Genomic DNA, 19,690 nt, shown 5'->3' with positions numbered 1-19,690 from the left:
GTTTCTTAGTCATATGTCACCTCATTGTTAGACGTAATCTAACTATAGAAGGTGTCCACTAATTATGGGTAACACTGGCACCTAACGCCGTTTTAAGCGGCGAGAAATAGTTTACTAAAATGTGAAACGAAGTGGAACCGAGCAAACTGTTACGAGTCCGACTTGAAAACCCTTGTTATATGCAATTTATTTTTTGTTAAACGCACATCGTATTTTTTGTATTATAAAAAATAATAAAAACAACATACCAACTACAATACTTATCATACCGAGTGGCAGGAACATACTCTCATGAAGAACCCCTTCATTATCAAGAAATTGATAAAAGGTACTCTCGGCTATTAGAGATAACATTCCCAAACCAAGTAAAATCAAAGAAATAAGAAGAGTTTTATTTGCGAGAATATTCATTTAGGCACCTGCATATAACAGCTTATTATGGAGTCGGCTCAGTAATGACCGTTCCATAATTAAAATTTAATTTTTATTAATGTCCCACAAATTCAAAGAATTAGAAACTACTGCAACCAATTAGTTAATAAAAGATAGGATGTTACTAAACCCGCTCAGTAATACTCATCATAGAAAACGCTGTATATTACACTAAGATCAATAAAATAGACGTTTATTCGTGTTTTTTAGGAGTGTTACTGAGCCGGCTCAGTAACATGACATAAAATATTCAATAGAAAATATAAGGCAAAAAATTAAAGGATAGCGTCCGGAATGAGCACCAAGAAGCCCTTAATAAAAGAGCTACTTCATTTATAGCTCACTAACTTTTTAAAATGAGATGTTAAGGGCGGTAAATACCACATTGCGGACATTAACAAATGGAGGTAAAAGTTAATTCGGATTATATATGGTATCGATAACGCCCACAGCAGCGGAAACTGGGCTTGAGCTGCTATGCAGCGTCCCAGCTTTCCGACTGACTGTGCTTGTTAAATGATTTGCCCAAGCTGTTTCTCCAGGTAGTAACGTTGATGCTTGCCAGAGTAGCCGTTAAGCTCACCAAAAACAGAATACCCAAGCTTCTGGTAAAACCTTAATGCTTGAAAGCTGAAGGTATCTAGACTTGAACCAGTGCATCCTCTCTTGATTGCTTCCTCTTCAGCTGCGGCAATCAGTTTAGATCCTAACTGATTTTTACGCTCGGATTCATTCACCCACAAATAGTCGATGTGAAGCCAGTTCCAATATGTTTTCCCAGTCAAGCCAGCGACAATATCACCTTCGGAATCGCGAAAATAAGCCGATAAAGGATTAACGTCCTTCTCAACAAATTGAAGATTATACTCTCGCAATTTACTTGCGACAAACTCATCGTCGCTAGCGACTGGATAATTAGTAATTTCAAGGTTCATATGTTCATTCATTTAACAGCTTATTATGGAGACTTCTCAGTAATGTCCGTCCCATAAATTTAATTTAATTCGCATTAATATCCCATACTTTCAGTATGTTATAAACTAAAAGTATTTTGTTTTTGTTAGGTTTTGGATATTACTGAGACTTCTCAGTAATATGACACTGTCAATCCATTAAAAATATATCGTAAATATTTTTAAGCGAACTTCCGCTCTACGCACCAAGAAGTCATTAACGGTGAACTAATTTTAATAGTCCATTGGTAAAAGTTAAGGTTCACTTTTGCCCATTGCGGACATTAGCTGATAAGGATTAGAATTGATTCGGATTAGATTTTGTATCGATAACGCTAAGCTAAGCGGAAAATACAGTTAGGCTAAACTGCGCGAAGCGAGAGCCAACTGTAATTTTCCCGTTTAAACGCCTTGTTATGTTTAAAACTGATAACCAGCTTGAATAAAAGCGCCTGTGGCACTTTCTTCGCTTCCCTTTCCCGCTAGGAGAGTAAAACCAATATTGAAACCCGACTGGTCAATACCACTAAAAAAGTAAGAGTAACCTAATCCGCCACCGTAAACTGGATCATTGCCATCGAAAGAGTTTTCAGTGCCAACTGCTCCAACGTATATGTTTATACCATGTTTTTTACTTTGAAAATCAAACAAGTCTGTAGTTATCCACCCAAGACCCAAACCGTAGGTGGTACTGCTGCCGCTTAATTGCAAAATTCCAGCCGAAACATACTTTATATCGACGTCAGACTGAACCCCTGCATTCATGCCGAGCCCACCATACATAGTTCCAACGCCAAGACCCAAAGTATACTTATTATCCGCTAATGACTGCGGTGAAAGAGCTAAGACAATAGAAAATAATGATGATTTATAGATGATATTCAAACGTACTCCTTACGTTTTAAGTTTTATACATAACTTTTATTATGGAGACTTCTCAGTAATGTCCGCCCCATAACCTTTATTTAACTCACGTTAATATCCCATAGTTTCAAAGCTTTAGAAACTACAAATATTTTATTTTTGCTATAACTTGGATATTACTGAAAGTTCTCAGTAATAATTCATTAGAAATATATGGCAACAACCATTTTGCTAACGTCAGTTAAGCGCACTTTGTTGTCTTTATAATTATAATTATTACAGTTATTTAAAGAGCTCCAAGTAAAAGTACCTTTGCCATTCTGGCAGGCGACTAACTAAAGGTAAGAATACGGTAATGTGATTGTTTTCCTTTGATCTAAAGCCTAATTTCTAGCTAAAGCCTCTTTTGAGGTGTACTTGAGTTGTTCATGTTTGCCGATATACGACTAAATGAGGCTTTAGCCTGATTTTGGGCTTTAGGCTAAAATGTTGAGGGGCAAAAACAGTAAACTGTTTTATTGTCCCTTTTTAACAGCTTATTTTATACCGATCACTCCATGCTAATGTATTTTGGATTTGACTGAATTCGTTCTATCCATTGTTGGATTGCCGGATATTCTGACAGATCAAAGCCACCTTCATGCGCCACATGGGTATAGCCGTAAAGTGATATATCTGCGACAGTTAATTCATCTCCCACAAGATACGGTGTTTTTTGCAACTGTTCTTCCATCACTTTAAGCGCTTTATGTCCGCCAGCCTGTTTCGCTTCAAATTCGGCTTTACGCTCTTCCGGTAGTCCAAGGTATTTGGCAATAAATCGTGCAACGGCTATAAAAGGCTAATGGCTATATTGTTCAAAGAATTGCCATTGAAGAATTTTTGCTGAAGTAAAACGACTATTACCAATTAAGGCTGTATTCGATGCTAAGTAATGCAAAATAGCATTAGACTCTGAAATACAGCTGCCATCTTCTAATTCAAGCAATGGTATTTTCCCATTGGGGTTCTTTGTTAAGAATGAATCGGTCTGTGTTTCATTAGCTAAAATATCAACTTCTATCCATTCATGTTCAATATCGATAAGTGAAGTAAGAAGCTTCACCTTATAGCAATTTCCCGATTGAATATCTCCGTAAATTTTCACTACACTCTCCTTAGGCATATAACAAGTTATAACTCAGGCTTAAGCCCTGCGGCTTTAATATCTTTAATTAAAGAGAGCCCTATTTCCTCAATATTCTTATCGACTTTTTTATATATAAAACCACTTAACTCAGACGGTATAACCACATCACCTTTATGAAGAGCACAGACATTTGTTCTACCAAGCTTGGCTACAAGGTAACCAAATTCAAAGATGACATTGGCTCTGGCTCTCGTTTGTTTATTTCTATCAGCATCAATGATATTGGCTTGATCAATCGTATATGAAATCTCATCAGGAGTAAGTAGTATGAATGCATAAGAGACATCACTATTTGCGGTAAACTTTTCAATGATAGTTTTCCCACCTTCAACATCTCTATGTAAAACAATTGGCTTTATGCCAATACGTGAGAGAAATACCTCTAGTTCAATCTTTAAAGCATCATCATCTCCATGAACAATAAATACTTTATTATTACTCGGTACTAGAGCGGAAGGTAGCTTTGTTCTTGCTGTTGAATCTTTGGGTTTATTTGTTTTTTTTGGCACGCCTGACACCAACAATTCATTAAACAAATCACCTTCCTCTAACAATGAGATTAATGCATGTAATGTTTTAATATAATTTTCTTTGGCAATCCAAAACTTATCTTCATCATTGCCTTTTACCGGTGAATTATTTGCCGCTTTAAAATAAACAAAAGGCTCTGAATTTGACCTGACTGTTGTTTTTAAAATACTTTCTATATTATTAACCCATGTATGCCATGCAGGTGATGGCTCACCAAGAATCTGCTCAAGAGAATCATGCTTTATACTGCAGTTTTTCCAGTTAAACTCTGCACTCTTTTCTACTAGTTTATTGATTTTATCTTTTAACAGGTTCACTAATCGAATCCTTGTTCTGTTTTTTGTGCCACAGCAAACATATCAACAATGCAAATAGGCCACTTAGATAGGTTGCGAGTAAAGGAATTATTGTCAGCTGATATGCATGTTCATGATCTTCCGGGTAAAATGAATCACCCGCGAGTAGCCAAGCCGAAATAGCTCCAATAATTAACCAAACGACTGAAGCTATGGTTTTATGACTAGGGGCTGTGACATAGCCAGAAATAACCACACAAAAAGCAGCAACAGAGCCAATGATTGGTTTTTTCCAAACGCTAGCTAAATCAGCCAGCACTCCCGCAGCTATTGCTGAAACTAGAAATGAAATTATTACTATTACAATTGATAAAGCAAAACCTCTAACCTGATTCATACTCAAACCTATTAAAAATATAACACCACATTAAGCGGCAAAAAAATTGTTTGCTAAAATGTGCGAAACACCAAAAATAGCCAACTGTAAATTTTACGTTTAATTGCCTTATTAGACAACATATTGAACAACCAACTCTTTTAATACTGGAATAACAGAAGCGACTAATAGCAGAGCCATAGATAAATTAAATATTTTTTGGTGTTTTGGCGAATTAAGATACTTTTTAAGCCCGACACCAAAAAATAACCAAATCCCGACACAAGGAAAAGCAACAATAAAGAAAGCCAACGCAATAAATAGTACTTGTGAGAATATATCTGAGGTAATTGAAGTGTAAGCTGAAACCGCACCTGTGGCCATAACCCATGCCTTCGGGTTTACCCATTGAAACAAAGCAGCTTGAGTAAAACTAAAGGGCTTAGAGCTTTCTACTTCAAGTGAAGTCGGCGAAGACGATGCGATAAGCCAAGCTAAATATAAAAGATAAGCGATACCTATGACCTTTATCACTTCGTGAATCAATGGATACATTTCAAAGACAACACTAAAGCCTAAACCAACCATTATTACCATGGCAGGAAAGCCAAAACAGATACCTAACAAGTGTGGAATACTATTTTTAACACCGTAGTTGAGGCCAGAAGTCATAATCATTATGTTATTTGGGCCTGGTGTTACTGTAGTTGATGCTGCAAAAAGAATAATAGCTAAATAAAGCTCCATAACCTTTGAATACTCCGTGTTGCTTAACGCCTAGTAAGAGGCAAATAATTGTTGGCTAAAATGTTGAACGAAATGGCACCGAGTAAACGGTTTTCTATCCCGCTTTAATTGGCTTTTTAATTGCCAAAGTCTATTTCTTTCGCTGGGACTCCTGCACCTAAAACTATTGACCATTCATTAATAGTCCAACGTTTAACTAAGCCGTTTAAAACATACGGATCTTTAGTGACAAAGTCTTCAGCTACTTTAGGTGAGTCCCCTTCGAAAAGTAAAGCGGCTCCAAGTGATGGCTCGGTTAACGCTCCACCTAATCTTAATTCGCCACGACTAACCGCTGCTAAAGCGAGTTCAATATGGGATTCTCGAAACTGCTCTCTTTTCTCTAAATACTCAGGAACAACATCATAAGTTAATAGATAGTACATACAGGTTTCCTTTCGATGTGCACAAAACGGCACATTACGTGGCTGAATAATAGTTTGGTAATATTGTGCAGTGCAGCGGAACCAACCAACTGTTGCGTGTCCCGTATTATTTAGCTTGTTATAACTCTTTCACTAAACAATATGTTGTATGACCTTTTGGATAATCAGGTAACTCACCAAATACTTTATAACCTAGTTTTTCATAAAAAGGTTTTGCCTGGAAGCTAAGAGTTTCAGTACGCATGTAGCCAAACCCTTTATCTTTAGCAAACTTTTCAGCTGCTGCCATTAGATTGCTACCGAGCCCTAAACCTCTAGTATCTTTAGCTAACCAGAGCAACTCAATAGTACAGTAGTTCCAGAAGGCATTAGCTCTAATACCTCCTAAGACTTGTCCATTTTCATCTTTAGCAATGACAGCAAATTTTGTGTCTTTTTCAAAGCCAACTTCATCAGGTAGGTAATCTTTATTATAAGAGCCAATACCGACACTTAATGCTTTAAGATCGTCCTGGGTAGGTGAAGTTGTTACTACGATATTCATATGTTCCGACATCCGAGAGAGTTATAACGCCACAATAAGCGAGTAAGTAATTTGGCTAAAATGTGTAGATCACACTGAAGTATCGATATTTTCATTTATAACATTGTCATTTTTTAACACTAACACGATTATGAAAACAATATTTAATGGCGGAGTAATACAGAGTAAAACACCAATGAGTGCTGTTATTTTAGGTGCTGAAGTTTTACGTTTACCTAAGTAGTAACTTAAGCCTCCAATGATAAACATTGAGAATAAAATGACATTACCGAAAAAGGTCATATTGATATTCATGTGCATAAATCCTTTTTGCCTATAAGCGTTTATGATGGGGACTTATCAGTAATGTCCGCATCATAAGCTTTATTAAATTCGTCTTAATATCCCATATTTTCAAAGCTTTAGAAACTACAAATAGTTAACTTTAATAGGAACTTGAAAATTACTGAGAAGTTTCAGTAATTCCCAGAAGAGAATCAAATATTATTATCCATAATATCAATAATTTAGAAGAGTAAGATATCAGGCTTTAGTGCTTTATCCACTTAATTAAGATTAGAGGCACAGCAAAATTAGCTATCGAATAAACAACTTATAAACCAAACGATGTATGGCAGTATTAAACGGCGGGAACAACAATGGCGTTAGGTTAATACGCCCTCTAGTTAACACTGCTTTTTGATGGGAAAATGTTTTAAAGCCCTCTTTTCCATGATATTGCCCCATGCCCGAAGCACCTACTCCACCAAAAGGTAAATCATCGTTGGCAACGTGAAATGCAGCTTCATTTATGCAGACACCACCCGCATGTGTTTTTAATAAAAATTCTTGTTGGAATACTTTATCAAAACTGTAAATGTATAGTGCTAATGGCCTTGGTCGTGACGTTATGTAGTCAAAAACTTCACCAATTTCATCATAAGCAATAATCGGTAATATCGGGCCAAATATTTCTTGCTGCATCACCAACATGTCATCTTGAACATCACAAACCAAAGTTAACGGTAATTTTCTTGCTGCCCTCTGCTTACTAATTTCTGTCGTGTCATGTAAACACGGAATAACAACTGCGCCCTTCTCTTTAGCATCACTGAGCAGGAGACACAAACGTTGATACTGCGCATCATTAATAATGCTAGTGCAGTCATCATTATTGCCAAGGCTCGGATACATCTGCTGGTAGCGTGCGGTTATTTCTTTAACCAGTTCATCACACTTGTCTCGTGGACAAAATATATAATCTGGCGCGACACAGGTTTGCCCTGAATTGAGCGTTTTACCCAGTATTAGCCGAGAAACCGCTGTGGCAATGTCCATAGCACTGTCAATAATTGCTGGAGACTTTCCGCCCAATTCTAACGTCACCGGCACTAGGTTCTCTGCGGCTGATTTCATCACTAACTTACCTACGGCGGTAGAGCCAGTAAAAAACAAATGATCGAATGCCAGTGAAGAGAATTTTGTTGCTATTTTTACATCGCCAGCAACTATGGTTACTTTTTCAGCGGGAAAAATATCGGCAATCAGTTTGGCTAATAAGGTACTGGTATGAGGGCTGTATTCCGACATCTTTATCATTGCCACATTCCCCGCAGCAAGCGCAGCGGTAAGTGGACCTAAAGATAAAAACAGTGGGTAATTCCACGGTGTAACTATACCAATTACACCTTTCGGCTGGGAAACCACCTCGCCTTTTGCTGGCTGAAATAACAGACCGATATGTTTACGTTGAGGCTTCATCCAACGTTTCATTCGCTTCAAGGTGTAATTGATACCTGAAATAGTGGTGAGTATATCGCCAATTTTGGTGTCATCGGCACTTCGGTGACCAAAGTCTAAACTGAGTGCTTTAATAAATTCATCTTGATTAGCTAACAATAGTTTTTTTAATGACTTTAAGTCGTTCACCCTTTCTTGATAACTCGGGTACATATTTTTACTAAAGTATTTTTTTTGCGACGCTAAGCCTGATTCCAGCTCAGCAATTGTTGTTATTTCTGTCATTGGGGATTCTCAGGATTAATTCTAACTCATGGGGAAGCAGTTAGTTTTTACCAGTAAAAGCTAACTGCTAGATGATATTAAAAGCACTAGCTCTACACTAAGGCGTACATAGCTGAGTTAACATTTTTTCACATTGCGATGGTCGCAAATATTTAGGCACAGGATAAAAGTAATGCGCCTCTTTTAGTGCTGATTTTGCCAGTGACTTTATATCTTTTTCTTCAATGCAGTTTAAGGTCTTTGGTATGCCTACGTCCGCCTGTAATTCCTTTATCGCTAATATAAACTGCTCTGCCGCTTGGACACTCGTGAGGTTATTGGTGTCTATGCCAATGGCTTTTGCCATATCAGCTAAACGCTTTTCACTGCCCTTTAGGTAGAAATCGAGCACTACCGGTAGCACCACCGCATTAGTAAAACCATGAGGTGAATGATATTTTGCGCCAATTTGGTGAGCAATCGCATGCACATAACCGACATTTGTTTTGTTAAAGGCAAGACCTGCATAACAAGAGGCCAGCGCTAGCGCTTGTCTTGCCGCTAAATCGTCGCCCCTATGATAACAAGTAGGTAATTCCTTAAATATCAGCTTTATTGCGGTTAAGGAAAATTGATCAGTTTGTGCATTAGCATACTTTGATAAGTAGGCTTCAATTGCATGAGTCAAAGCATCAAAACCGGTATCCGCGGTAATTTTCGCCGGCATGCCTTGCATAAGTACAGGGTCTAATGCGGTTGCCATTGCCATCATTTTTGGTGAGACAACTAATGATTTACTTTGGTTTTCTGTATCGGTGATTACTGCCGCCATAGTCACTTCTGATCCCGTGCCAGACGTTGTTGGTATGACACACAAAGGTAATCCTTGTTTTCTTATTTTCAATAAACCCGCGACACTTTTAATGGTTTGACTGCTATGAGCCAATACCGCAATCATTTTAGCTGCATCAATTGAAGAGCCGCCACCTATGGCAAGTACTAGGTCACATTGCTGCTTCCGAAGTAAGGCGATGCCATTATTCACCACACTTTCACTCGGGTCTGGCGTGACTTCGTCATAAATTGTCACCTTCACTTGGTATTCGGCAAGTAAATTACAAACCCCCTTTGTTATGCCTAATTTATTGAGTACTGCATCAGTAACAATAAAAACATGTTTAGTATCTTGATCTATGATGAGCTTGGTCAGCGCTAAAGATGAGTAGCCGCCAGTAAAGATAAAAGGTTGTGTCTGGGGAACTAACTTTCCGGCAAGTTTTAACACTTGCATAATTACTTTATAAAATAATACTTTTAGGTAAAACATCTGTTGTCCTGAGGAGTTGAGAATGACTGCATAACAAACAAATCGCTAACCATCAGTGGTAAGCGATTGCATGTCTCTTGGTTAATGTACTTTAATTAAACATATTCATTTAAATAGTAAATGACGGGCTAGTTACTTATCTTTTACCACTCCTCCTTAAAGCACCTAGGCTGAAGTCTTTTCGAGAAGATTGTTGTTCAAAAACAATGGGCTCTTTTATTTCATTACTCAAAATGGCTAAATAACGTTCTGCCATTAAATCATGATAAATTTCTGCCGAGACAAAATTTGTATTACCTACTGCATATTGTAATTGGTGCGCTTCGCTGACTCGCCATAATAAATTCTTATCGTCATATAAGTCAGCAATGCTTATTTGCCAGCTATCTTCATCAATATAAAAGACGCGCTTTGAATAGATATTACGCGTTTTATCTTTAATGCTTGCTTCAATTTGCCAGACTCTATGTAGCTCATAACGCGTAAGGGTTTGGTCAACATGATTGGCTTGCACCATGTCATCATATTCCAAATCTGGGTTAGCTAAAGCATATGAATTATAAGGAATATATAATTCTTTCTTGCCAACAATCTTCCAGTTATAACGCATGGGCGAACCGGCAAACATATCAACTTGATCTGTGGTTCGTAAGCCATCAGAGCCATTATTCGGCGCGTCATAGGCAACATTGGGTGCACGGCGCACTCTGCGTTGACCTGGGTTATAGGTCCACGCTTTTCTCGGTGCTTTAATCTGATCTATGGTTTCATGTATTAATAATAAAGTACCGCTTAAACGAGCTGGCGAGGTGATCTTAGAGGTATAGTAAAAAAGAATGTTGTCATCTTTATTTTCATCATAACCATCAGAAATATATTGTGGTGAACTAAATTCAGTGACTAACTTAACCGGGGTAAAACTGCCATTTCGCTGTACAGGGATCATACTAAAATTACGCGCGACATTACCGCCTCTATAACGAGTGATATGATTCCAAATAACTTCCAAACCACTTTTAGGAATAGCAAAGGGAATAGTCTCATCAAAGTTACCTAAGCCATTACCGTCATCTAACAAAACAGTGTTTAGTGCGTTCACCTTAGCTTTATGCAAAACCTGCTGTGGCTGTGAGGCCGTTCTATGGGTTTTATACACTGGCATAAAGTAAGTATCAGGATATTGCTTTAATAAGGCGATTTGACCTGGGCTTAAGTTGTCTTGATATTGATCTACATTTTTAGCGGTAATAGTAAATAGCGGCTGCTCATCTGCAAATATATTCACCCTATAATCGACATTTCTATCTGCGGTTAAGCCGCCGGTATATGCGGGAATTGTGCCTGCTTGGTTTCCTGCCTTTTCAGCGCCAATGAGGGTAAGTTCTTTACCCAGTTTGGCCGCTTCTTCAGGCGTCACTTTCGCATTAACATTAGTCTGTACTACCGCTAATATAAAAAGTAACGGGGTTGATATTTTATTAATAAATTTCATTGTATTTCCTTTGGTAACTAACACTAATATGACTAAAAAATCACACCAAAATTAACCGACATAAAATCATGATCCTTAAGCACACTAAAGTCATCGCCTGAATAGTGCGTATAGGCAATAAGTGCTGAGTAGGTTTCAAGGTAAGAGGCTGATAAATTAACGGCTAGCTTTTTATTACCTTCAATAAAGTTACCGCCTGGTTGCGGTGCATAACCATTAACATCATGACTCCATAAAATAGACGGTTTGAAATTAACACCGGCAATGACATTATTATATTGTGCTGAAACTAAGGCTCGATAACCCCAAGAAGCTTGTGTAACAAAGCCATCATTTACTGCCGCAGGATTATTTGGGTTATGATCATAAAGTCCGAATATGCCACTACGGCCATATTTTGTTGCCATTGGGCTGTCATTAAAATCGTGCACGTAGGTATAACCAATTTCACCCAGTATGCTGACTTGACTCGCACCCATTACTTGGTCAAAAGTATTGATAGCGGTTAATTGCAGTTGCGACACATCAAATTCGTCAGAGCCACTGAAAAAGGCGCCATTTTCTGTGGCTTTGACCCGTTCCTTCAGCTCTGTACTGGTAGAGTTTTCGGTTAATAAGGCACTTACCACCATAGGGCCATTAATTTGAATAGCCTTATCTTTTAGTAGTGAATACTCTCCCGATAAAGAGATACCGCCGACATTAGTGGCAAAGGTAAAACCGGTTACTTGTATCTGACTGGTATAGTCAGTGATATAACTTGATGTTGAAATACGGTCTTTGCTAATTAAGGCTTTGTATAAATCAGCGAAAGAATCATAACCACTACCTTGACCAACTTGCTGCCATATCTGCATGGTTTGCTGAAATAGAGCGCCCATTTCTGAGCCACCCACGTCATGTTTTGTGAAACTAATAATAGGCAGTCGGTCATTTATCTGCATGAAATATAAACCAAATTCAGTATCCGCTAATGCTTCTGAATAATAACGCAGTGCGACACCTAGTTGGCCACTGTCAGTACTTTTGCGCACACCATCAGTATTTCGCGCGATACTCGTTGCGCCATTACTTAATGAAATAGAGTTACAACCTGAGGTAACATAATCAGTGCCGGAGAAATACGTACCACAGCCATCAACTACGGTTTCTTGATAACCTAATTGATAAAAGAATTCTGATGTTAGGGTTTCTGTCATACCAAAGCTGGCATAGGCCATGTTAATAGGTAAAAGTGCTTCTTTTACCGTAGCTCCTGGTCGCCTTAATGCACTTGAGTCAATAGGGCTAATTGAGTTTAACGGGCTGCGAATAAAGTTACCCTCACCCCAATTAATTACTTGTTTACCTAAACGAAGATCAATCGGTGTGTCACCCACTTCAAACTCACCATAAATATAGGCATCTAATAACGCCACGCCACTTGCTTTAGATAAGCTATCAAAATTGTCATCATTAAGTGGCTCATTTGGGTGGTTATAGATTAGCGGAGCACCAGGAATACCGTTTGAATCTAATTGTGCGAGATTACCGTAATGCACATTACCCTTGTCCATTTGACGGTCATACCAATATTTACCTCGCACAAATAGGCCAAAATTTTCATATCTCAGCTCTAAATCGTGCACACCTTTAATGATCTCAGAGAAAGAATCGCCCTTTTTATAGTTATTATTAGCATCATCATTATTGCCATAATTACCATAGACATCCTTTAATAAGGATGGGTCAGCCGCTTCGACTCGCCAACTTTTACCTATAGAAATATCACTATTAAACACTGCCTCTATATCACCTAACTGAAATTCAATCGCTTGTGTTTGACCACACAACAATAGTGAGATGATTGCCGACAAACATGCTTTTCGCTTAAATAAGTTATCAATATTACCCATTCTCATGACTTCCCCAAATTAGTACTTTTAATTATTTTATTTATTCTTTTTTAAAAGTTTTATTTATTGTTTTAACGCTGTTGCTTTATTGACCAAACATTATGGTGATTTCATACTCTCATTATGGCACTCCAAGTGTCAATAGTTTATTTTATAACTTGATCGGAAGGTAATTATAGGTATAGTTGACTTTTGACATGGCGCATGCCAAAAGATTTATTTACTAAAAAACATTCATTTTTCATTCAAATAATAAATATAAATTAGGTCTGATATATGGTTTCAATAAAGAGAGTTTCAGTGACAAAAGTGCTTATCGCTTTAGTCATATTTTGTGGCGTAGTGCTATCCGCTTTAGTAATAGCTTATTGGCAGTTAGACTTGCATGCAAAACCCAGAGAGTTGCCTGCGTACAAGCTGACCGAATGGCAGCCTAAAGGTCTGCCGAATGTTGGCGTAATCAACCCTGTTATCCCTGATTTAACCACATCAAACTCCATGCATTATGGTATTAATAATAATGCGCAATTGATGATTGTCACCGCACCTAAACAAGAATTAGCTTGGGTTGCCGAAGAGAGCTTTTATATTCCGGAGGGACCCACGTTAGACAGAGAAGGCAACATATACTTTAGCCCCTACCAAGCACATGAAGATGTTAGTTTAGTAGCCATTGACGGTGAAACGGGTAAAAGACGTTGGGTAATTCCTGCGCACGGTGATACCAACGGCTCTGGCGCTATATTAATTTTAAACGATGTCGACACCAACTCTCAGATCCTTTATCACTCAACCTATAGCGATGCTTACGCGATTAAAACCACTGGTGAAATAATATGGCAAGCTAAAACTGGCTTTAAGTATGCAGGTACAGGCACTAATCCACATACTTGGGGTGTTAACTACCTACCAGGAATTGATGCGGTAAGTGTTTTATCTGAAGACGGCAAGCTGACCTTGTTTGCGCGAAAAACCGGTCAACAGCTTTTAAGCCAAGTGTTAAATTTACCTGGTTCTCCAGCATCAATGGACTATGTCGATCGCCCTTCTGACTTTATTTCAGACCGAGCTGATAAGGCCGGCGAAGAAGTTTTTGGTAAGGCGCCTCAAGGTCAGGGCTTATTCTCAACCATAAGTATGATTATTTTTGGTGGTGGCAAAGAAGTCACCAACTTTTATGGCAGCGATCCCATGTCAAATCGTTTATATATTGCCGCTACGGCACCCGATGAAGTAGATGGGGTAAAAGATAATATCTCCCAGCTTGGCGCTATTTACGCCTTTGACTTTACCCAACAAAGTGATGGTTCAGTTACAACCGAGATAGCTGCCCGATATGACTTTGATGGTGGAACAGGCTCTACCCCAACCATAAGTAATGATGGTAAATATATCTTTGCTTCCGATGAAAATGGCAATTTAATTACCCTTGATAATAAGCTCAATGAACTTTGGCGGGTCAATGTCGGTTTACAAATTGCTGCATCCATTTCGGCCAGTGCAGACAATAACGAATTGTATGCGGTAACTGCACTTAATATACATAAGGTTATTAATCACGGTGACCGTGGTGAAATAGTGTGGACAACAAATTTTGAGATGTACCCAGGCTTTAATACTATTAACGCGCTTACCGCTGCCATTACCGCAAATGGTGTTGCCGTTAGTCTAGGTGCAACACCTAAATTTGTTGGTGACATGCCATTAATGATCGCCAATGGTTTTGGACTGTTAGATAAAAATACCGGCGAAGTGATTAGTTTTGTTGAAGGTTATGAAGAATCTATCGCGGCAACGATGATAGCACCCGATGGCGGCTTTGTTATTGGTAGTTCGCCAACACGTCGTTTAGTCGCCAAAGGCATATTTGGTGATAAAATAAAACCTATTAGAGGCGGTATCGCCCGCTACAAGTCCACAGATAATCGTCTACTGGCAAGAGATGCTATATGTATGGCGCAACGTTATCAAATCCGCTCCGATTCCTACAATGCTAACGAGCACCCAGTAGCAAGTGAGTGGGATAAAAAACAAATTTTAATTTTACGCAATCAGGCCAGTATAGCTTTAGGCCGTAAAATGGGCGATTTAGCTGATGAGTGTAAACGCTTAATTCAACAAGACTAATATTAATGAGCTCTGTATTAATGAAAACTGGCAAGTCCAGAACGAGGTATTCATGTTTAAAAAGAATAATTACCTAAGTAAGCTTTGTTTTAGCTTACTTACCGTTTCAGTATTAACGTCATGTTCAGAGCAGGTACCGTATGAAGACAGTGCCAATGAACAAGGCTTTACCGCACCAACGCCTGCTACAACAGCAGCAAACAAGGCACTTGTTGCAACTTTACCTTTTGGCAATAACAAAGACTTTGAGCAAGCCAACAGAGGTCTAATAGCCAAAGAAGATAACTTAATTATCAAAAAAGAATCAGGTAAAGTCATCTGGAATATGTCGGACTATGATTTTATCAACTTTGAAGGCAAAAACGGTAATGCACCTGATAGCGTAAACCCAAGTTTATGGCGACAAGCAGCGGTCAATAACATTCATGGTTTATTTAAACTACACGATGATATTTATCAAGTCAGAAATTACGACTTAGCCAATATGACTATTATTAAAGGCGATAGCGGTTGGATTCTGGTCGATCCATTAACGTCTAGAGAAACTGCCAGCAAGGCATTATTATTTGCCCAAAAACACCTAGGTAAAGCGCCAATTAAAGCGGTTTTATTTACCCACAGCCATATTGATCATTTTGGCGGTATTGATGGTATTTTATCGCACCTGTCTGACACTGAAAAAGCGAACTTACGTATTATTGCCCCCAAAGGCTTTATGGAAGAAGCGACCAGTGAAAACCTTATTGCTGGTATCGCAATGTCGCGCCGTTCATCTTATATGTATGGTCAGTTTTTACCAAGAAATGATCGAGGCCATATAGGCTCTGGCTTAGGGAAGAGTCCTGCCTTCGGTACTTTTGGATTAATGGCGCCAACAGAAATTGTTGATCACAGTGTTGCCTCTTTAACTATTGATGGCGTGCCGTTTTCATTTCAATATACACCTGAGTCAGAAGCACCCGCTGAATTTACTTTTTACCTACCGAAACAAAAAGCCTTTGCTGGCGCTGAGTTAGTCTCACGTACCATGCATAACATTTATACGTTACGGGGTGCTAAGGTAAGAAACGCAGCTCAGTGGAGCCAGTATATTGAAGAGGCAAAAAACGAATTTAAAGACGCTGAATTATATTTTGGTAGCCATCACTGGCCAATATGGGGACAGGATGACATTCAATCATTCCTACAAGTGCAAAGTGATACCTACAAATATATTCACGACCAAACTGTACGTTTATTAAATTCAGGATATACCCCAGCTGAAATAGCAGAATTAATTGAATTACCGCCATCATTAACGAAAACCTTCTCTAACCGTGGTTATTACGGCACATTAAAACATAACGTTAAGGCGGTTTATCAGTTTTACATGGGTTGGTTTACCGGTAACCCTGCCACCTTAGATCCATTACCAGAGCAAGAAACGGCGCAACGCTATGTTGAAATGATGGGTGGTGTCGACAAGGTTGTTGAAAAATCGCAGCTACTTTTTGAAAAGGTTGACCAAGTAGGCACTGAAAATGTGGTGAAAGAATATCGCTGGATCGCACAGTTGTTAAATCAAGCTGTATTTGCCGCGCCTGAAAACAATCAAGCCAAAGCATTATTAGCGAAAACTTATGATCAACTAGGTTATTTATCTGAATCAGCACCGTGGCGCGACTTCTACTTGTCCGGGGCGTATGAATTACGTAATGGTATCTCATCAAAGATTCAACAATTGAACGATCTTAAGCAGGTTTTAAAAGCGATGTCGGTCGACAAGTTCTTCACCAAACTATCAGTCAGTTTGAATGCAGATAAAGCGCAAGATAAGCACTTTACTCTGTTAGTTAATTTTACCGATATTAATGAAAGCTACTTGTTAACACTGAATAATTCGGTATTAAGACATCGACCATATCAAGAAGCTGAAGAGCTAGGTTTGCAATTAGACAACCAATCAGAAAAGGCAGATACCGTAATTAACATTACTCATCTGTTATTTATCGATTTAATTATTGGTGAAGCCGGTATAAAAGAAACGTTATTTGGTGATGATCTCACCGTTGAGGGTAGTAAACTTGACCTTATTAGCTTTCTTAAATCATTTGATAAGATTGATGGCAACTACAATATGGTAACGCCTTAAAAACCTGAATCCTTGAACGATAGTGCGCTGATTCAAGCGCACTATCGTTTAAATTTATCATCATGTTTATCTGATTTAATGTCGAGCTATTTACTTAGTCTTGCTATTTTTTTGCTAAGTAGGTATGTATTAAAGCGTCCATTATTACTTTCATGGTGTTATGGCTCTGCTCAGGGGAAAGCTGGTGATTTTTTCGGTATTGAATCCAAGAGTCATTACTCAGCGTACCTTCCAAAGCATTGAACAGCTCAGGTTCATCCTCTGGGCTAAAAGGTAGAATACTCATTATAATTTCGTGTTCAATGCTTAACCAACGATTATTAAACTCTTTTAAATAGCTCGAGTTGTGACGAAGATATTGGGCGGCGATACTATAAGGCATCATTCGTTCATAGATATCTGCCTTCCTTGTCAGCATCTCTTCAAGCTGCTCTTGCCAAATAGTCGAAACCCAAGGTTTTGTCGTTTCCGGTCCAAAAGCATTTTGAACTTCAGTGGCCACTTCCCGATAGAGTAATTCCATTTCTTTAAAGCGTCGAAATACCGTGCGCAAACCAACCTTGGCTTCTTTGGCAACGTCATCGGCACTGGGGTTAACATTACCTTGTCTAAGCAAACTTAAAAAAGCGCTAACAATTTTATTGTGGCTATCCTTAGTACGCATCATTCGGCCATCATCAGACTTAAGATGTTTGGAGATCCTTTCTGCTACTTCTTTCGTTGGCACTTCGTTGAACTCTTGACTGGTTTATTAGCAGGTAATCATACTGTTAACAGCCATTATTGCAAACTAAGTTTGCAATAATTTACTTGATGATTTTAGCTATATCTAACGTGGGAACACTCGGTGATTGGTAGCATCACGTGTAATACTTAATTCGGATTATATATAGTCGATAACGTCCACATAAGCAGTTAACTGTTATCAATCCTGTAAGCTATTGTTCGCGCTATTGAGACTTAAAAAATGTTGACAATAACTGAAAGTAATCTCTATTTTGAGAAATATCATTGTGCCCTGCCCCTTTAATAATAATCACTTCGGGTGGAATATTAACAAAAGCCTCAACTAGATTATTAGTATGTATGCGGGCCACTACATTGTCGTTTTCGGCTACTAACATTAGCGTATCAGCGTGAATTTTCGCAGTAAACTGTACGGAGTTATATTTATCTTTCAACAAAATGGACATGGGATAAAACGGGAATTGTTTTTGTGCAATGCTTTGAATGCTATCAAATGGAGTAATCAACACCAACTTTTTCACCAGACGCTCAGCAGCAAGATAAGTTGCCACACCACTTCCTAGGCTCCTACCGATAACAAATACATCATCATGAGTTTTAGATAAACTATCATACAAAGTTAACGCATCTGAAAATAAAGCGCTTTCATCAGGAGAGCAGCTACTGCCACCGTAACCTCGATAATTTATCAGGTAAATAGTATATGAAGTGAGTTCATCGACAAAATCGAAAGCTGTAAATGCACCTGTTTCAGCGTTACCACCAAAATACAAAATAGCCTTATCTTGTCCCTTATTTAATAATATAGTTTTTATCAATTCATTATCATTTTCAAATACCCTTTCATCGAATCCATGTTTCACCGGCTCTGTCGGAAAATAAATAAAGTTACGCTGCATTGAAAATAACAGCGCTCCAAAGCCAACATAGAAAACTATAATTGATATTAAAATGAGTGACAAAATTCGATTCATAAAGTTAAGTGTAACGCCCAACGAAGGAACTGATACTTTTTGGTTAAAATGTGATGTCTAAAATGTTAAGTCTAAAAAGTGAAGGCAAACGGAAATGAACCTACTGTTCTATAGCCAGCTATGGAATTTTAGGTGCCTGACACCATTCTAATTCTTTCTGCTGGCACACGTAATTGCGCCATTAAGTAAATTTTAAACGCTTTTTCATAGGGCTGAGAATCTACAGATTTTTGCATACACAATAACCATGCTTCGCTTTCCTCAATACCTACTGTCAAATGCTTATGTGCTAAGGGGATATTGATACTGCCGTAACTCTCAGCATACAATTTAGGGCCACCAAGCCAACCAGACAAAAAATAGGCTAGCTTTTTGCGAGACTCTGTTAAATCACTAGAATGCATATCTCTAATTTTTTTTGATTCTGAAAAATCATTCATATTATTATAAAACTCATCAACGAGTTTAGTAATACCAAGTAACTCTCCCGCCATGGTGTAAGAGTTGTCTCCTACGCCATATTCACAACTTCTAAAACTCATAACTTAAACCTAAACCTATTTGTGGGAAATACTGACAATGGTGTTACCCATAAAAAGTAGACACTGGTTATGCGCCAATGCGCTCATATTCAGCCGGACTGACATAGCCCAACGC

18 protein-coding genes and 1 pseudogene are annotated in these 19,690 nt (G+C 38.4%); 2 read left to right on the top strand and 17 right to left on the bottom strand.

Features of this window, described 5'->3' with window-relative positions:
* Positions 1 to 186: 186 nt before the first annotated feature.
* The 14 genes and pseudogenes from HRT55_RS20720 to HRT55_RS20655 form a co-directional block, all read right to left on the bottom strand.
* Positions 187 to 411: a DUF3955 domain-containing protein gene (locus HRT55_RS20720; protein WP_291610402.1), complete on the bottom strand. Its 225-nt coding sequence runs from the start codon at positions 409 to 411 to the stop codon at positions 187 to 189.
* Between the two features lie 533 nt (positions 412 to 944).
* Positions 945 to 1,379 (bottom strand): GNAT family N-acetyltransferase, encoded by a 435-nt coding sequence (locus HRT55_RS20715; protein ID WP_291624332.1) that lies wholly within the window; start codon positions 1,377 to 1,379, stop codon positions 945 to 947.
* Positions 1,380 to 1,805: 426 nt separating this feature from the next.
* Positions 1,806 to 2,270 (bottom strand): hypothetical protein, encoded by a 465-nt coding sequence (locus HRT55_RS20710; RefSeq protein ID WP_291624330.1) that lies wholly within the window; start codon positions 2,268 to 2,270, stop codon positions 1,806 to 1,808.
* A 529-nt stretch (positions 2,271 to 2,799) separates the two neighbouring features.
* A pseudogene (locus HRT55_RS20705) lies at positions 2,800 to 3,396 on the bottom strand (glutathione S-transferase family protein).
* A 26-nt stretch (positions 3,397 to 3,422) separates the two neighbouring features.
* Positions 3,423 to 4,286, bottom strand: coding sequence for a nucleotide-binding protein (locus HRT55_RS20700; RefSeq protein ID WP_291624328.1), 864 nt, complete (start codon positions 4,284 to 4,286; stop codon positions 3,423 to 3,425).
* The gene (locus HRT55_RS20695) at positions 4,267 to 4,662 is read right to left on the bottom strand and encodes a hypothetical protein (protein ID WP_291624326.1); all 396 of its coding nucleotides are present in this window, start codon (positions 4,660 to 4,662) and stop codon (positions 4,267 to 4,269) included. Before HRT55_RS20695 ends, HRT55_RS20700 begins: the two co-directional genes overlap by 20 nt.
* Positions 4,663 to 4,773: 111 nt before the next feature.
* A complete protein-coding gene (locus HRT55_RS20690) occupies positions 4,774 to 5,388 on the bottom strand; it encodes a LysE family translocator (RefSeq protein ID WP_291624324.1) in 615 nt (204 codons plus the stop codon).
* A 116-nt stretch (positions 5,389 to 5,504) separates the two neighbouring features.
* Complete coding sequence (locus HRT55_RS20685) at positions 5,505 to 5,813, bottom strand: YciI-like protein (protein ID WP_291624322.1); 309 nt, start codon at positions 5,811 to 5,813, stop codon at positions 5,505 to 5,507.
* A 118-nt stretch (positions 5,814 to 5,931) separates the two neighbouring features.
* Positions 5,932 to 6,357, bottom strand: coding sequence for an N-acetyltransferase (locus tag HRT55_RS20680; protein WP_291624320.1), 426 nt, complete (start codon positions 6,355 to 6,357; stop codon positions 5,932 to 5,934).
* Between the two features lie 69 nt (positions 6,358 to 6,426).
* Positions 6,427 to 6,651, bottom strand: coding sequence for a hypothetical protein (locus HRT55_RS20675; RefSeq protein WP_291624319.1), 225 nt, complete (start codon positions 6,649 to 6,651; stop codon positions 6,427 to 6,429).
* Positions 6,652 to 6,933: 282 nt separating this feature from the next.
* On the bottom strand, positions 6,934 to 8,361 hold the full coding sequence (locus tag HRT55_RS20670) for a coniferyl aldehyde dehydrogenase (RefSeq protein ID WP_291624317.1): 1,428 nt from the start codon (positions 8,359 to 8,361) through the stop codon (positions 6,934 to 6,936).
* Between the two features lie 97 nt (positions 8,362 to 8,458).
* Entirely contained in the window at positions 8,459 to 9,667 is a 1,209-nt protein-coding gene (locus HRT55_RS20665) for an iron-containing alcohol dehydrogenase (protein ID WP_291624316.1), read from the bottom strand.
* 136 nt (positions 9,668 to 9,803) lie between these two features.
* Positions 9,804 to 11,159 (bottom strand): DUF1329 domain-containing protein, encoded by a 1,356-nt coding sequence (locus tag HRT55_RS20660; protein ID WP_291624315.1) that lies wholly within the window; start codon positions 11,157 to 11,159, stop codon positions 9,804 to 9,806.
* A gap of 32 nt (positions 11,160 to 11,191) precedes the next feature.
* Positions 11,192 to 13,054 (bottom strand): DUF1302 domain-containing protein, encoded by a 1,863-nt coding sequence (locus tag HRT55_RS20655; RefSeq protein WP_291624313.1) that lies wholly within the window; start codon positions 13,052 to 13,054, stop codon positions 11,192 to 11,194.
* Positions 13,055 to 13,354: 300 nt separating this feature from the next.
* Between HRT55_RS20655 and HRT55_RS20650 the strand changes: the two genes are divergently transcribed.
* Both HRT55_RS20650 and HRT55_RS20645 read left to right on the top strand, forming a co-directional pair.
* Positions 13,355 to 15,181: a PQQ-binding-like beta-propeller repeat protein gene (locus HRT55_RS20650; RefSeq protein WP_291624311.1), complete on the top strand. Its 1,827-nt coding sequence runs from the start codon at positions 13,355 to 13,357 to the stop codon at positions 15,179 to 15,181.
* 52 nt (positions 15,182 to 15,233) lie between these two features.
* Positions 15,234 to 17,312, top strand: coding sequence for an alkyl sulfatase dimerization domain-containing protein (locus HRT55_RS20645; RefSeq protein ID WP_291624309.1), 2,079 nt, complete (start codon positions 15,234 to 15,236; stop codon positions 17,310 to 17,312).
* 103 nt (positions 17,313 to 17,415) lie between these two features.
* On the opposite strand, the gene HRT55_RS20640 is transcribed toward HRT55_RS20645, so the two are convergent.
* From HRT55_RS20640 to HRT55_RS20630, 3 genes are all read right to left on the bottom strand, one after another.
* Positions 17,416 to 18,039, bottom strand: coding sequence for a TetR/AcrR family transcriptional regulator (locus HRT55_RS20640; protein ID WP_291624307.1), 624 nt, complete (start codon positions 18,037 to 18,039; stop codon positions 17,416 to 17,418).
* 223 nt (positions 18,040 to 18,262) lie between these two features.
* A complete protein-coding gene (locus HRT55_RS20635; protein WP_291624305.1) occupies positions 18,263 to 19,021 on the bottom strand; it encodes an alpha/beta hydrolase in 759 nt (252 codons plus the stop codon).
* Between the two features lie 140 nt (positions 19,022 to 19,161).
* Positions 19,162 to 19,575, bottom strand: a complete 414-nt coding sequence (locus HRT55_RS20630; RefSeq protein WP_291624303.1) for a group II truncated hemoglobin — start codon at positions 19,573 to 19,575, stop codon at positions 19,162 to 19,164.
* Positions 19,576 to 19,690: the final 115 nt, after the last annotated feature.

This window comes from Colwellia sp. (assembly GCF_013214175.1).
Classification (GTDB): domain Bacteria; phylum Pseudomonadota; class Gammaproteobacteria; order Enterobacterales; family Alteromonadaceae; genus Colwellia.
This window is presented reverse-complemented; position numbering and strand designations above follow the sequence as displayed.

Coding starts and splice junctions, on each gene's coding strand:
- HRT55_RS20720 (WP_291610402.1), bottom strand. CDS start 411: ATGAATATTCTCGCAAATAAAACTCTTCTTATTTCTTTGATTTTACTT.
- HRT55_RS20715 (WP_291624332.1), bottom strand. CDS start 1,379: ATGAATGAACATATGAACCTTGAAATTACTAATTATCCAGTCGCTAGC.
- HRT55_RS20695 (WP_291624326.1), bottom strand. CDS start 4,662: ATGAATCAGGTTAGAGGTTTTGCTTTATCAATTGTAATAGTAATAATT.
- HRT55_RS20690 (WP_291624324.1), bottom strand. CDS start 5,388: ATGGAGCTTTATTTAGCTATTATTCTTTTTGCAGCATCAACTACAGTA.
- HRT55_RS20685 (WP_291624322.1), bottom strand. CDS start 5,813: ATGTACTATCTATTAACTTATGATGTTGTTCCTGAGTATTTAGAGAAA.
- HRT55_RS20680 (WP_291624320.1), bottom strand. CDS start 6,357: ATGAATATCGTAGTAACAACTTCACCTACCCAGGACGATCTTAAAGCA.
- HRT55_RS20675 (WP_291624319.1), bottom strand. CDS start 6,651: ATGAATATCAATATGACCTTTTTCGGTAATGTCATTTTATTCTCAATG.
- HRT55_RS20670 (WP_291624317.1), bottom strand. CDS start 8,361: ATGACAGAAATAACAACAATTGCTGAGCTGGAATCAGGCTTAGCGTCG.
- HRT55_RS20665 (WP_291624316.1), bottom strand. CDS start 9,667: ATGTTTTACCTAAAAGTATTATTTTATAAAGTAATTATGCAAGTGTTA.
- HRT55_RS20660 (WP_291624315.1), bottom strand. CDS start 11,159: ATGAAATTTATTAATAAAATATCAACCCCGTTACTTTTTATATTAGCG.
- HRT55_RS20655 (WP_291624313.1), bottom strand. CDS start 13,054: ATGGGTAATATTGATAACTTATTTAAGCGAAAAGCATGTTTGTCGGCA.
- HRT55_RS20645 (WP_291624309.1), top strand. CDS start 15,234: ATGTTTAAAAAGAATAATTACCTAAGTAAGCTTTGTTTTAGCTTACTT.
- HRT55_RS20630 (WP_291624303.1), bottom strand. CDS start 19,575: ATGAGTTTTAGAAGTTGTGAATATGGCGTAGGAGACAACTCTTACACC.